Annotated in this window: 14 protein-coding genes; 8 read left to right on the top strand and 6 right to left on the bottom strand. The window is 42.3% G+C overall.

Annotation, left to right across the window (positions count from 1 at the left end; translation table 11 throughout):
• The first annotated feature begins 23 nt into the window (after positions 1 to 23).
• The 3 genes from J4E06_RS02580 to J4E06_RS02570 all read left to right on the top strand — a co-directional run bounded on the left by J4E06_RS02580 (position 24) and on the right by J4E06_RS02570 (position 2,895).
• A complete protein-coding gene (locus tag J4E06_RS02580; RefSeq protein WP_349522484.1) occupies positions 24 to 503 on the top strand; it encodes a hypothetical protein in 480 nt (159 codons plus the stop codon).
• A gap of 105 nt (positions 504 to 608) precedes the next feature.
• Positions 609 to 1,937 (top strand): signal recognition particle protein, encoded by a 1,329-nt coding sequence (gene ffh, locus J4E06_RS02575; RefSeq protein ID WP_349522483.1) that lies wholly within the window; start codon positions 609 to 611, stop codon positions 1,935 to 1,937.
• 79 nt (positions 1,938 to 2,016) lie between these two features.
• The gene (locus J4E06_RS02570) at positions 2,017 to 2,895 is read left to right on the top strand and encodes a bifunctional 5,10-methylenetetrahydrofolate dehydrogenase/5,10-methenyltetrahydrofolate cyclohydrolase (protein WP_349522482.1); all 879 of its coding nucleotides are present in this window, start codon (positions 2,017 to 2,019) and stop codon (positions 2,893 to 2,895) included.
• 6 nt (positions 2,896 to 2,901) lie between these two features.
• Here the strand turns inward: J4E06_RS02570 and J4E06_RS02565 are convergent, their stop codons facing one another.
• Positions 2,902 to 3,054 (bottom strand): hypothetical protein, encoded by a 153-nt coding sequence (locus J4E06_RS02565; RefSeq protein ID WP_349522481.1) that lies wholly within the window; start codon positions 3,052 to 3,054, stop codon positions 2,902 to 2,904.
• A 120-nt stretch (positions 3,055 to 3,174) separates the two neighbouring features.
• On the opposite strand from J4E06_RS02565, the gene J4E06_RS02560 reads away from it, so the two are divergent.
• Entirely contained in the window at positions 3,175 to 3,801 is a 627-nt protein-coding gene (locus J4E06_RS02560; protein ID WP_349522480.1) for a DUF2306 domain-containing protein, read from the top strand.
• Between the two features lies 1 nt (position 3,802).
• Here the strand turns inward: J4E06_RS02560 and J4E06_RS02555 are convergent, their stop codons facing one another.
• Positions 3,803 to 4,225 carry a VOC family protein gene (locus tag J4E06_RS02555; protein WP_349522479.1) on the bottom strand — a complete coding sequence of 141 codons (423 nt, stop codon included), beginning with the start codon at positions 4,223 to 4,225 and terminating at the stop codon, positions 3,803 to 3,805.
• 33 nt (positions 4,226 to 4,258) lie between these two features.
• Positions 4,259 to 5,098, bottom strand: a complete 840-nt coding sequence (locus J4E06_RS02550) for an alpha/beta hydrolase (protein ID WP_349522478.1) — start codon at positions 5,096 to 5,098, stop codon at positions 4,259 to 4,261.
• Between the two features lie 97 nt (positions 5,099 to 5,195).
• Here J4E06_RS02550 and J4E06_RS02545 point away from each other — a divergent pair, with 97 nt between their 5' ends.
• Positions 5,196 to 5,618, top strand: coding sequence for a winged helix-turn-helix transcriptional regulator (locus tag J4E06_RS02545; protein WP_349522477.1), 423 nt, complete (start codon positions 5,196 to 5,198; stop codon positions 5,616 to 5,618).
• An 11-nt stretch (positions 5,619 to 5,629) separates the two neighbouring features.
• Here the strand turns inward: J4E06_RS02545 and J4E06_RS02540 are convergent, their stop codons facing one another.
• Positions 5,630 to 6,178, bottom strand: coding sequence for a hypothetical protein (locus tag J4E06_RS02540; RefSeq protein ID WP_349522476.1), 549 nt, complete (start codon positions 6,176 to 6,178; stop codon positions 5,630 to 5,632).
• A 5-nt stretch (positions 6,179 to 6,183) separates the two neighbouring features.
• Positions 6,184 to 7,689 carry a helicase HerA-like domain-containing protein gene (locus tag J4E06_RS02535; protein WP_349522475.1) on the bottom strand — a complete coding sequence of 502 codons (1,506 nt, stop codon included), beginning with the start codon at positions 7,687 to 7,689 and terminating at the stop codon, positions 6,184 to 6,186.
• A 56-nt stretch (positions 7,690 to 7,745) separates the two neighbouring features.
• Between J4E06_RS02535 and J4E06_RS02530 the strand changes: the two genes are divergently transcribed.
• The 3 genes from J4E06_RS02530 (at position 7,746) to J4E06_RS02520 (ending at position 11,507) form a co-directional block, all read left to right on the top strand.
• Complete coding sequence (locus J4E06_RS02530; protein WP_349522474.1) at positions 7,746 to 8,198, top strand: Rid family detoxifying hydrolase; 453 nt, start codon at positions 7,746 to 7,748, stop codon at positions 8,196 to 8,198.
• Positions 8,199 to 8,290: 92 nt separating this feature from the next.
• Positions 8,291 to 10,825: an FIDD domain-containing protein gene (locus J4E06_RS02525; RefSeq protein WP_349522473.1), complete on the top strand. Its 2,535-nt coding sequence runs from the start codon at positions 8,291 to 8,293 to the stop codon at positions 10,823 to 10,825.
• Between the two features lie 49 nt (positions 10,826 to 10,874).
• A complete protein-coding gene (locus tag J4E06_RS02520; RefSeq protein WP_349522472.1) occupies positions 10,875 to 11,507 on the top strand; it encodes a 7-carboxy-7-deazaguanine synthase QueE in 633 nt (210 codons plus the stop codon).
• A 9-nt stretch (positions 11,508 to 11,516) separates the two neighbouring features.
• Here J4E06_RS02520 and J4E06_RS02515 read toward each other — a convergent pair whose 3' ends face one another.
• Positions 11,517 to 12,338, bottom strand: a complete 822-nt coding sequence (locus tag J4E06_RS02515; RefSeq protein WP_349522471.1) for a hypothetical protein — start codon at positions 12,336 to 12,338, stop codon at positions 11,517 to 11,519.
• Positions 12,339 to 12,345 lie beyond the last annotated feature (7 nt).

Raw genomic sequence — 12,345 nt, 5'->3', positions numbered from 1 at the left:
AAACTTTTATTCAATTATTATATATGAAAACCTCAATTTTAAGACTTACAGCGGTTCTATTGTTTATTATATCCGTAGGCTGCGAGAACAATAACGATGATGATATGCTTAACGATATATCTGGAGCCGAGGTCACCGAACTTACGGGAATAGCCGCAAGTGGCTCATGGACCATTACTTACTACTTTGATGATAAGGAAGAGACCGACCATTTTAATGGTTATACATTTACCTTTAATACCGATGGGACTCTGCTTGCCTCCAATGGTACCACGGATGTAAACGGTACTTGGTCCATTTCTGATTTGGACGATGATGGTGATGACGACAGCCCAGATGACGATAGCGATGTGGATTTCAACATTGCCTTTAGCACTCCTGCCGATTTTGCTGACTTGACAGATGATTGGGATATTGTGAAGTATACCTCTGTTAGAATTGAATTGATCGATGAAAGCGGAGGTAATGGTGGAACCGATAAACTGGTTTTCGAAAAGAATTAAATATTTTCCCCAATCTTTTTTCCAAAAGAAGGACGGCTCTCCCCAAAGCCGTCCTTTTTCTTTTATATTATTCTTAAATTTGTCCCTCTTTAAAACATAGAACCTATGTTCGATAATTTAAGCGAAAAGTTAGATAAGGCATTCCACGTTCTTAAAGGACATGGACAGATTACGGAAATTAATGTAGCAGAGACCCTTAAGGAGGTTCGCAGAGCCTTGTTGGATGCCGATGTTAACTTTAAGATAGCCAAGGAATTTACCAATACGGTAAAGGAAAAAGCGTTGGGCCAAAACGTGTTGACCACCCTTCAGCCAGGTCAGCTCATGGTAAAATTGGTAAAGGATGAGCTTACCGAGCTCATGGGAGGCGAGGCAGAAGGTATCGACCTTTCGGGCGATCCATCTGTAATCTTGATGTCAGGTTTGCAAGGTTCTGGTAAAACCACCTTTTCAGGTAAACTGGCCAACTTCCTAAAGAATAAGAAAACAAAGAAACCACTTTTGGTAGCCTGTGATGTATATCGTCCAGCGGCGATAGATCAGTTGCACGTGGTAGGTGATCAAATAGGGGTGGAGGTCTATTCCGATCGGGACAACAACGATCCTGTTGCCATTGCCAAGGCAGGTATTGCCCATGCAAAAAGTACAGGGTGCAATGTAGTGATCATTGATACCGCGGGTCGTTTGGCTATGGATGAGCAGATGATGAATGAAATCTCCAACATCCACAAAGCCGTAAAGCCACAGGAAACCTTGTTTGTGGTAGACTCCATGACGGGGCAAGATGCGGTAAACACTGCAAAGGCATTTAACGATGTACTGAATTTTGACGGGGTTATATTGACCAAACTTGACGGTGATACCAGAGGTGGTGCCGCCATTTCCATTAAATCCGTGGTGGACAAACCAATCAAGTTTATTGGTACAGGAGAAAAAATGGAAGCCATTGATGTGTTCCATCCTTCCAGAATGGCCGATCGTATCCTTGGAATGGGAGACGTGGTATCCTTGGTGGAACGTGCCCAAGAGCAGTTCGATGAAGAACAGGCACGCAAGATTCAAAAGAAAATTGCCAAAAATAAGTTTGGGTTTGATGATTTCTTGAGCCAGATTCAGCAAATCAAGAAAATGGGGAACATGAAGGATCTCATGGGAATGATCCCGGGCGCAGGAAAGGCCTTGAAAGGATTGGATATTGATGATGACGCCTTCAAACACATTGAAGCCATTATTCACTCCATGACACCGGAAGAACGGGCCACACCATCCACTTTGAACGCAAGCCGCAAAAAACGTATTGCTGCGGGTAGCGGAACATCCATTCAAGAAGTGAACCAGTTGCTAAAGCAATTCAATCAAATGAGCAAGATGATGAAGATGATGCAGGGCGGCGGAGGCAAAAAGATGATGCAGATGATGCAGAATATGAGGTAACTTAGTCAGAAGTCAGAAGTCAGAAGTCAGAAGTCAGAAGTCAGAAGTCAGAAGTCAGAACCAAAAGCCAGCATAATCCATGGAAATCCTTAACGGAAAAAAAGTATCGAACCAGATAAAAGAAGAAATCACCGTTGAGGTGGCCCAAATGAAAGAACGGGGCGAAAAAGTTCCTCATTTGGCAGCTGTATTGGTGGGTAATGATGGAGCAAGTCTTACCTACGTGGGCAGTAAGGTGCGTTCCTGTAAAAAAATAGGGTTTGAGTCCACCCTAATCCATCTTCCAGAAGAAACCACAGAGGAGGAACTGCTAAAGCAGGTGGCTGAACTTAACGCCAATGCGGATATTGACGGTTATATTGTTCAACTTCCCTTGCCAAAACATATTGATGAGGAAAAAGTGCTGATGGCCGTAGACCCTGATAAGGACGTGGACGGCTTCCATCCGACCAATTTTGGGAAAATGGCCTTGGATATGGAGACCTTTATTTCCGCCACTCCATTTGGAATTATGGAATTGTTGAAGCGTTACAAGGTGGAAACCGAAGGGAAACACACCGTGGTTATCGGTAGGAGCCATATTGTTGGAAGGCCTATTAGCATTTTAATGAGCCAAAAGGGAAATCCAGGAAATTCCACTGTTACCCTGGCACATAGTAGAACCAAAAATTTAAAGGAATTGACACTTCAAGCGGATATAGTGATATCTGCTTTAGGGGTTCCAAAATTCCTAAAAGCCGATATGGTCAAGGATGGTGTGACGATTATTGATGTTGGTATTACCCGTGTTCCCGATGAATCCCGCGAAAAAGGATACTACATTACAGGAGACGTGGATTTTGAAAATGTGAGTAAAAAAGCATCTTTTATCACCCCTGTGCCTGGGGGAGTAGGGCCCATGACCATTGCCATGCTGCTCAAGAACACCTTGTTGGCACGTGAGCGCCATAACGCTTAGCAAACTTTAGTTTACATTTTCCTGATCTGCTTTTAAAGCCATTTGTTGCTCCTCTTCGGGGTTTAGATGTTCAAACTCAGTATCACCTTCGTCATTGGTGCAACTGGATACGGCCATAGCAGAAAAAATAAGGGTGACCAAAAGTAGAATTGTCTTCATAACAGTAGGATTTGGGTTCGAATTAATTGTACATATTATATACTTATAACGAAATACCGTCCAAATTCTTGCTTTTGTTGTCGAAATATCGATAACTTACCTCTTGCTAAACAAGGCATTATGGCTCAAACGGTAAGAAACAAAGTAGCTTGGGTGGTTTTCGTCTTTCTGGCCATTGGGATAGGTTTGTACCCTCTGGTCTATGTATTTGCTTCGGATGATTTTGGTGTATTGTTAAGCAAGTCCGCCGATGTGCTGTCCAGTCCGGTATGGAAGATTGCCTTTTATGGACATATTGTTTTTGGAGGGGTGGCGTTATTGGTGGGCTGGTCTCAGTTCAGTAAAAAGCTTCGGTCAAAACGTTTAAAACTACATAGAAACCTTGGCAAAGTTTATGTAGCTTCTGCTTTGATCAGTGGACTGTGCGGAGTATATCTTGGATTTTTTGCCACAGGAGGTATGGTGTCATCTATTGGTTTTATAAGCCTTGGTGTCATTTGGCTCTTTACAACCAGTAGGGCATATATCGCCATAAAAAACAAGGACCTTTCATTGCATCAAGGTATGATGATTTATAGCTATGCCGCTTGTTTTGCCGCGGTAACCTTGCGTATATGGTTGCCGGTCCTCACCATGGTATTCGGAGAATTCTTATTGGCCTATAAAATAGTGGCTTGGCTCTGTTGGGTGCCCAATATCATATTTGCCCAGATCTGGGTAAAGAGAAAAGGAATCAACTTGGTTTGAACTATTTGGCAAACAACTGTCCCATATCCTTAAAAGCTTTGAATTCCAGCGCATTGCCTGCTGGATCTAAAAAGAACATAGTGGCCTGTTCACCGGGTTCACCTTTAAATCGAATATAAGGTTCAATTACAAAATCAATTCCTTTTTCAATCAAATCCTTGGAAAATGTTTGAAAGGTTTCCCACGGCAAAACAACACCATAATGGGGTACAGGCACATTTTTGCCATCAACAGGGTTGGTGTGCGTGTCTTCTTCGGATTTTGGTTTGTAGTGAATCACAAATTGATGCCCAAAAAAGTTAAAATCTACCCATTGTTCGGCACTCCTACCTTCTTTACAACCGAGCATATCGCGGTAAAAGGTTCGACATTGTTCCAAATTATGTACGGGTACGGCAACGTGAAAAGGTGTTATTTTTTGCATGGTCTATTTTTTCTGAAATTTAGGATAACTTTATTAAGCTTCCAAAAATGAGACAATCTGATCGTTGACATCAGCTTGATGCATAGAATGTCCCAAACCTTCGGTACTGATCAGTTTGCTGCCTTTCCAGTTCTTGTTTATTGCCACAGAAGCATGATAGGGAGTGATTTTGTCATACTTATCATGAAACAATAGTCCCTTTTTACTAATGGTTTGGGCAAACTTGGAAGTTGAGAATTCGTCAATCTTGAATCCAAAACGATTGTAAATATAGTTATCCAAGTGTTTCATCACCCGATTATTGAACTTTAGAATATGTTGAAACTGGCCCACAATCTCATGGAATTCCGAAGGGGATCCAATAGTGACCATTTTTTCCACATCATCACTTGGGTTTTTATACTGATTGTAAATAATGGTCATGCCGCCTACCGAATGTCCAATAAGGTGCTTGGGGTTGTACTTTTTTACCATATGATTAACGGCCTCCTCGTACAAGGGAACATACAAATGTTTACCAGAAGAGTAACCGTGGGATGGAGCGTCAAACGCAATGATGTTAAAGTCCGCTTCTCTGAGTTTTTTGATGAGATTACGCCACCTAAAGGTGTTGCTTTCCCATCCATGGACCAGTAATACGGTTTCTTTGTTTCCTGGCCATTGGTAAGACTGTATTTTGTGTCCTGCAACTTCTTCAACAGTGAGCTTAAAATTGTCCAGATATGCAGCCTGCTCGGGCTTTACCCTTCCTTTTCGGACGGTACAAAAAACGTGAAATGCACTGTCAGCTGCTTTTGTGGGCGCAATAAGGCTGTAAGCATTGAAGTATTGCCCGTAAGCCAAGGGCATAACTTTATGAAATAGTTTCTTCATCAGGTTACTTTTTGTAACTTACTCTTAATTTGATACTAAAAGTACATATTACTTTTAGAACAGAAAAGAAGTGACGGATTGAAAACCAAGTGTATTTATGGAAACTATTGCTGATTATCAGAAAGTTAGAATGGTGAAAAAACTAGAAAAAATGTTTGGCCACATTGACCATAAGAACCCGCCCGAGCTTTGCCCGGTCAGAGACGTAATGTCCGTAGCTTCCGATCAATGGAGTATTTTGATTCTTCTTTGGTTGGGGTATTTTCCCGTACTCAGGTTCAACAAGCTCCAAAAATACGTTTATGGAATCTCCAATAAAGTATTGAGCCAGCGTTTAAAAGTACTGGAAGCTGACGGTTACATTGCAAGAAAGGCTTTTCCAGAAGTACCTATCCGTGTGGAGTACAGCCTTACCGAATTTGGACAATCGTATGTGGAAAAATTGTTGGAACTGGCCGAGTGGATGCACGACAACAGTCCGAAGGTTTTGGCCAATCGAGAAAAATATGGACTGGTTTAGTTCCCTTTCCGCTACTCCCAACCCAACATTAAATATTTGATTTTTGCATCATCGGGAATTTGCACTGCTTCAATATCCGATGTGGAAAACCGTAAATTTTCGGGCAGCTGTTCCTTGTCAATGGTAAAATAGAGATTGCTTCCCTTAGGAAATACCACAATACTGTTCAAAGTGGTCACAATTTTTTTAATGTCATATTTGTTTTGGATGTCTTTAAAGGTGCTTTTTAACCCTATCCCTTTTTCGGTGACATATCGTGGGTCCATAACCCTTACATTCTCAACGGTAGGAATACTGTCAGAGTTTGCGGTAAGCGTTAAAAGGTGTTTGCCCCCTTTTTCATAAATTTCGATTTTCTTGGGGGAAACACCTAAATTGATTCGAACGGTATCTCCCACTACGGAATCATTTATAAAGGTAGACTCCATTTCCCTGACTGCGGTTGATTTGGTCAGTGGACCAACGCTTGTTTCCGTAATTAAAAATGTAGTATCCTTTTGGCAAGAATGAATCAATACAAATCCTAAAACTAGGGCAATAACTCTGCTTATCTTTTTCATATAAATTATCGAATCACTTTTTTTAACACTCCCAAAACTCCTCTTATAAACGTAGCACTGGTCAGTACCTTTACAACTGGATTCATTCGAGTACTTCTTCTACCGGAGGATCTGTGGGAGGTTGATTTTTCTTCTTCTTTTTCAGCTTCTTTCTCGGCCCTTTCAATTTTTTCGGTGAGGATTTCGTAAGCGCTTTCCCGGTCTATCTCCTCATTGTATTTTTCCATGAGTTTGGATTTGCCCAACACATCTTTGATTTCGGAATCGCTTAAGATATCCATGCGGCTCATGGGTGCACGCATCATGGTGGCTGCCAAAGGCGTTGGTCGTCCTTTTTCATCCAGGGCAGATATCAAGGCTTCCCCCGTTCCCAATGAAGTCAATACTTGAGCAGTATCGTAATAATCGGAAATAGGATAGTTTTGTGCCGTGAGCTTTATGGCTTTTCTGTCCTTGGCCGTAAATGCGCGTAGGGCATGTTGCACCTTCAATCCCAATTGTGCCAATACATCGTCGGGCACATCGGTAGGGTTTTGGGTCACAAAATAAAGCCCTATCCCCTTGGAGCGTATCAGTTTTACGATACTTTCAATCTGATCTAAAAGTGCCTTGCTGGCATTGTCAAAAATCAAATGGGCCTCATCTATAAACAACACCAGTTCCGGTCTGTCGCTGTCCCCCTGTTCGGGAAAAGTAGAGTAAATCTCGGCCAATAGGCTCAACATAAATGTTGAGAAAAGTTTGGGGCGGTCCTGAATATCGGTCAAACGGATAATGTTTACATAACCGCGTCCATTTTCATCAATCCGAACCAAATCTTCTACATCAAACGATTTTTCTCCAAAAAAAAGGTCGGCACCCTGCTGTTCCAATTCGATGATTTTTCTCAAAATGGTTCCCGTGGAACTTGTGGAGATGCGTCCATATTCTTTTCGGAACTCTTCTTTGCCTTCCCCAGTGGCATATTGCAATACCTTTTTAAAATCTTTCAAATCCAAAAGAGGCATTTTATGGTCATCGCAATATTTGAAAATCACGGCAACTATTCCTTCTTGCGTAACAGAAAGGTCTAGAATTCTGGAAAGTAAAACCGGTCCGAATTCGGAAACGGTCGCCCGCAAGCGAACGCCATCTTGTTCCGAGAGCGACATGATTTCCACGGGGAATCCTTTGGCTTCAAACGGAAGACCGATTTTTTCTTGGCGCTCATCAATTTTCGGATGTCCAGGGCTGGGTTGGGCAATACCGCTGAGGTCACCTTTGAGGTCCATCAACAATACAGGAATACCTTTGTCGGAAAGGTTTTCGGCCAACACTTGCAATGTTTTGGTTTTCCCAGTACCGGTGGCACCGGCAATCAGCCCGTGACGGTTCATGGTTTTTAATGGAATCTTGATATAAGCGTTGGTCAAGGTTTCACCATCCAACATTCCGGCACCTACAGTAATATACTCGCCCTTTGTGGTGTATCCTTGTTCTATATGCTCAAAGAATTTTTCTTTGCGGCCCATACGGTTCAATTTCCGATAAAAATAGGGTAATTTTAGGCAAAACTAAAAACGAGATTATGAAACCTTTCCACTATGCCCTGCTTGCTATTTTGATGAGTGGGGCAATGAGCACTTGCCACGCACAAAAGAACACAGAAATAATTTTCCATAAATCGCACGAGCCCAAAAAGCAAAATGCTCCTTTCAGTGATGCTGTACAGGCTGGCAATATGTATTTTTTGGCAGGGCAAATAGGGATGGACCACACGACTCGGACACTTGTCGAAGGAGGGGTTCAAGCTGAGACGGAACAAGCCATAAAAAACATTCAGGCGGTTTTGGCACAACACGAGATGACTTTGGCCAATGTGGTGAAGTGTACCGTAATCTTGGCTGAAATTGAAGATTTCGCCGCTTTCAATGAAATTTACACCCAATATTTTACAAAGAAACCCGCTAGAACCACTTTTGCCGCCAAGGGACTTGCTGCCAATGGTAGCATAGAAATTGATGTTATTGCTGTAAAATAAATGGTTGCCTATCGAGGATATGCAACGATGAACAGATATAATTGGAAACCATCTCCAGCTTCATCATTTTCAATAATTAAGGACGCTATAGCATGAACTCAACAAAGGAGATTGGTTTTTTTTGCTTTGGAAGAGTGGGGCTGCTCACCATTCTTATGTTTTTTTTACCATTGAATTTTTATGTTCAAGCACAAAACAATTTGGCTCCCGAGGTAATGGCCGAGGGAGATCAGGTGTATTGCCCACAAACTTCAATATCAATAACAACCTCATTTAACATAATCGACCCAGACGACACTGAGATTGATGCATTTTATATTCAAATTTCCACCGGGTATCAAAGAGGGGCTGATATTTTGAGACTGGAAAACAATCATCCTATGGTGGCCACCAGCTGGGATAATCAGGAGGGAAAACTTACCTTAACGGGACCAGGAGGCACTCCTGTGGCCTATACCAATTTAATAGCAGCGGTGGAAGATGTGGTATTTGAAAGCTCATCAGAATCCCCTTCACAAGAAAAATATTTTTCATTTACTATAGGAAGCGCTAACTATTTGCCCGAAACGGGACATTACTATGAATATATTCCTGCTCTTGGAATTAGATGGGATGATGCCAAAGTTGCTGCAGAAAACAGAACCTATTTTGGATTGCAAGGGTACCTGACAACAATATCTTCTGATGCCGAAGCTCAACTTACAGGCGAACAAGCTGCAGGTACCGGTTGGATTGGGGGTACGGACGAAGAGGTCGAAGGCGTATGGAAATGGGCAACAGGTCCTGAAGCAGGAACAGTGTTTTGGAACGGACTATCGACGGGCAGTTCACCAAATTTTGCTTTTTGGAACACCAATGAGCCCAATAACCTGATAGATGAGGACTATGCCCATATTACAGCTCCAGGTGTGGGAATTATAGGTTCTTGGAATGATTTGCCCATAGCGGGTGATGCAGTGGGAGATTACCAGCCCAAAGGATATATTGTGGAGTATGGCGGAATGCCGGGAGACCCAACACTTACACTTTCGGCCAGTACCAAACTTACTACGCCACAAATTTTGCAAGTAAGCCCGGGAACTATCTGTGGGCCGGGTATGGTAACGTTGCAAGCGGAGTCGAGCATGGGCGATATTTTATGGTTCGATACAGAAACAGGAGGCAGCCCCGTGGCAATTGGAGATACGTTTCAAACAACATGGCTGACCGATAATACCACGTATTATGCCTTGGCATCCTACAATGGATGCTTAACCGGAGAAAGGAGACCGGTGGAGGCTGTTGTAAAGCTTAAACCTTTTATTAATGATGGATTTACCATTTCCAACTGTGATGCTGATGGTGTGCTTGATGGGTTTACAGATTTTGACCTGACCCAGTATCTGTATCTCATCAGGGAGGATTATGTCAATTTGGACATCACGTTTCATTTATCAGAAAGTGATGCGGAAAATAATGTGAATCCACAATCAACCACGCTTTTTAATAATAGCGTTGCCGATGAACTCTTTTTTAGAGCTGAGGGCACTGGGGAATATTGTTATTCGGTGGGCCACTTGTTTTTGAATGTGACTACGACCTCTTTGCCTCAGAATTATCAATTTGAACAACAAGCCTGTGATCAGTTGGACTCGGATGGGCTATCTTCCTTTAATTTGGGTGAGGCTGCAGATACTATACTTTCGGAGTTTCCGAGTGGTCAAAATTTATCCGTTTATTTTTATCAAAATGAAGATGATGCTTACCTCAACCGAAATGCAATCACTGATCCAAACAATTATACCAACTCAACGCCGTTTAGCCAAACCCTATTTGTTCGAGTGGAAGATGAGCAATCGGGCACTTGCTATGGCGTAGGGCCACATCTATTACTTACCGTAAATCCCATTCCAGCTTTTCAAATGGAAGAGGAATATACGTATTGTACAGGCCAAAATGTATTGGTGCTGCCATTTTCTTCAAACGGGAACTATCAATATGAATGGTATGATGATAGCAATCAAATGATAGGAAACGATATAACCATCAGTTTATCCCAGCAAGGGGTGTACAGTGTTGTGGCAATTTCGGAATACGGTTGTGTTTCGGAGCCCATATTCTTCCGGGTAAATGAGTCTAGTCCCCCAGCTTTATTGCCCCAATTTATAAAGGTTGATGATGATGGTGAAACAGGTACAATTACCGTAACACACCAAAATGGAGAACTGGGCCTTGGAAACTATGTGTTTTCTTTGGATGATACATTCAACAGCCAACCTGAAGGTGTTTTTACAGCTGTGGAACCCGGGCTGCACACTTTATATGTCACCGATGTTAATGGTTGTGGATCGGACAAAATCAGTATAGGTGTCATAGGTGTGTCCAAGTTTTTTACGCCAAACAGTGATGGTGTCAATGATGAAGTTGCAATTTTAGGGGTTACGGAAGAATATTATCAGCAAGGAACCTTTCACATATTTGATCGCTATGGAAGGTTGCTTGCCCAAAAAAATCCAATGATTGAGGGCTGGGACGGAATGTTCAATGGTGCGGTTTTGCCACCATCAGATTATTGGTATGTTTTGGAGTTGGTAGATGTAAATGGTAATCTGCATCGAAAAAAGGGGCATTTTACCTTAAAGCAATAATGAGACCAAGTAGCACGGTTATGCAATTTCTTCGCATTATCTTTGCACCATGGCAGAAGAAAACGTGATGGATTTGGTGGAAAAGGGCTTAATGCTGCCCCTGATGGAAGAATTTTATACCATTCAAGGGGAAGGATTCCACAAAGGTACGGCGGCCTATTTTATACGGGTGGGCGGTTGCGATGTGGGTTGCCATTGGTGCGATGTGAAAGAGAGCTGGAATGCCGAAACACATCCCCCGACAGCGATAGACAGCATTGTTGCCAATGCCGAAAAATACTCGGACACTATCGTAATTACAGGCGGTGAACCGCTTACTTGGGACATGGGGCCGTTGACCCGAGGGCTAAAGGACAAAAATATGTCGATTCATATCGAAACTTCAGGTGCCTATCCTTTGACCGGAGTATGGGACTGGATTTGCCTTTCGCCCAAGAAGATTAAACTTCCCGTAGGTGATATTTATGAAAAAGCGCACGAACTCAAGGTAATCGTATTTAATAAACACGATTTTATTTTCGCGGAAGAACAGGCAGCAAAGGTAGGCGAGGATTGCATTCTATATTTGCAGCCAGAATGGAGTGTTCGCGACAAAATGGTTCCGCTAATTGTGGACTATGTGATGAAACACCCAAAATGGAAAGTTTCCCTACAGACCCATAAGTATTTGAACATTCCTTAGATCTAAAGATTAACGTCCACCATATTTTTGCAAATCCAAAATACATTCTGCATCCAAACTGGGGATAGCAGCAAGTCCCTTAGATGCATTTTTCTCCATCTGTTTTAATAATGAACTTCCAAATTCCAACTCTGAACGCATTAAACAGCCATTCACATTGCAGTGGTTGTTTCCTTCTTCCTCTCCATTATCGTTGATGCTGGTTTCTTCGTGATCGTTCACGGATTGGGTTGACAAATTGACCAGACCGAATAAATGCCCGAACTCATGCAACAAAGTGGCTGTTTCAACATCGGCAATGTTTACAGAAGAGCTTCTGCTTGCAATGTCTTCTACGGTAGATTGGTAAATAACCATGGACGTGTTGCGATATACGGCACCAAGGGTAACAAGCCCTTCGTCTTTATCGTCGCTATCCGCCGGAGCATCCGCAAAATAAATATATACGGCCAAGGTGTTTCCGTTGTTGTATTGGGTCCTGTTCTCTTGTTCTAGGTCTATAACTTCTTCCAAAGTCAATGTTTCTTCCGAAGGTGTAGAAAGTGAGGTGAACTTAAACTCAATATTTTCCTTGTACGTTCTCGCTAGTAAAAAATCTTCAAAATTGGATATGGCTTCAAAAGTGGGTTCAAAACCTGCAACATAGGCGATTTCTATCAGGAGTTGGTCATAATTTTCATTGGAGAGCAAATCTCTGGCAGATGCGCCTGTGGATAAACGGTTTCCCGCCTTAAGGCTGGCATTGGAATCTGTAGATGAGTTGTCTAAATCCTTGGAACAGCTTAGCAGTAATCCAAAACAGACTAAAACGTAGAGAGCAATTTTTTTCATAACAAGG

The organism is Allomuricauda sp. NFXS6, from assembly GCF_040148835.1.
In the GTDB taxonomy this organism is placed as follows: Bacteria; Bacteroidota; Bacteroidia; order Flavobacteriales; family Flavobacteriaceae; genus Flagellimonas.
The sequence above is the reverse complement of the archived record's forward strand: the minus strand, read 5'-3'. Positions and strand labels throughout refer to the sequence as shown.

Excerpts from the sequence above, each read along its gene's own strand:
- J4E06_RS02515 (WP_349522471.1), bottom strand. The coding sequence starts at position 12,338 with ATGAAAAAAATTGCTCTCTACGTTTTAGTCTGTTTTGGATTACTGCTA.
- J4E06_RS02545 (WP_349522477.1), top strand. The coding sequence starts at position 5,196 with ATGGAAACTATTGCTGATTATCAGAAAGTTAGAATGGTGAAAAAACTA.
- J4E06_RS02540 (WP_349522476.1), bottom strand. The coding sequence starts at position 6,178 with ATGAAAAAGATAAGCAGAGTTATTGCCCTAGTTTTAGGATTTGTATTG.
- ffh (WP_349522483.1), top strand. The coding sequence starts at position 609 with ATGTTCGATAATTTAAGCGAAAAGTTAGATAAGGCATTCCACGTTCTT.
- J4E06_RS02550 (WP_349522478.1), bottom strand. The coding sequence starts at position 5,098 with ATGAAGAAACTATTTCATAAAGTTATGCCCTTGGCTTACGGGCAATAC.
- J4E06_RS02535 (WP_349522475.1), bottom strand. The coding sequence starts at position 7,689 with ATGGGCCGCAAAGAAAAATTCTTTGAGCATATAGAACAAGGATACACC.
- J4E06_RS02560 (WP_349522480.1), top strand. The coding sequence starts at position 3,175 with ATGGCTCAAACGGTAAGAAACAAAGTAGCTTGGGTGGTTTTCGTCTTT.
- J4E06_RS02520 (WP_349522472.1), top strand. The coding sequence starts at position 10,875 with ATGGCAGAAGAAAACGTGATGGATTTGGTGGAAAAGGGCTTAATGCTG.
- J4E06_RS02565 (WP_349522481.1), bottom strand. The coding sequence starts at position 3,054 with ATGAAGACAATTCTACTTTTGGTCACCCTTATTTTTTCTGCTATGGCC.
- J4E06_RS02570 (WP_349522482.1), top strand. The coding sequence starts at position 2,017 with ATGGAAATCCTTAACGGAAAAAAAGTATCGAACCAGATAAAAGAAGAA.
- J4E06_RS02530 (WP_349522474.1), top strand. The coding sequence starts at position 7,746 with ATGAAACCTTTCCACTATGCCCTGCTTGCTATTTTGATGAGTGGGGCA.
- J4E06_RS02580 (WP_349522484.1), top strand. The coding sequence starts at position 24 with ATGAAAACCTCAATTTTAAGACTTACAGCGGTTCTATTGTTTATTATA.
- J4E06_RS02525 (WP_349522473.1), top strand. The coding sequence starts at position 8,291 with ATGAACTCAACAAAGGAGATTGGTTTTTTTTGCTTTGGAAGAGTGGGG.
- J4E06_RS02555 (WP_349522479.1), bottom strand. The coding sequence starts at position 4,225 with ATGCAAAAAATAACACCTTTTCACGTTGCCGTACCCGTACATAATTTG.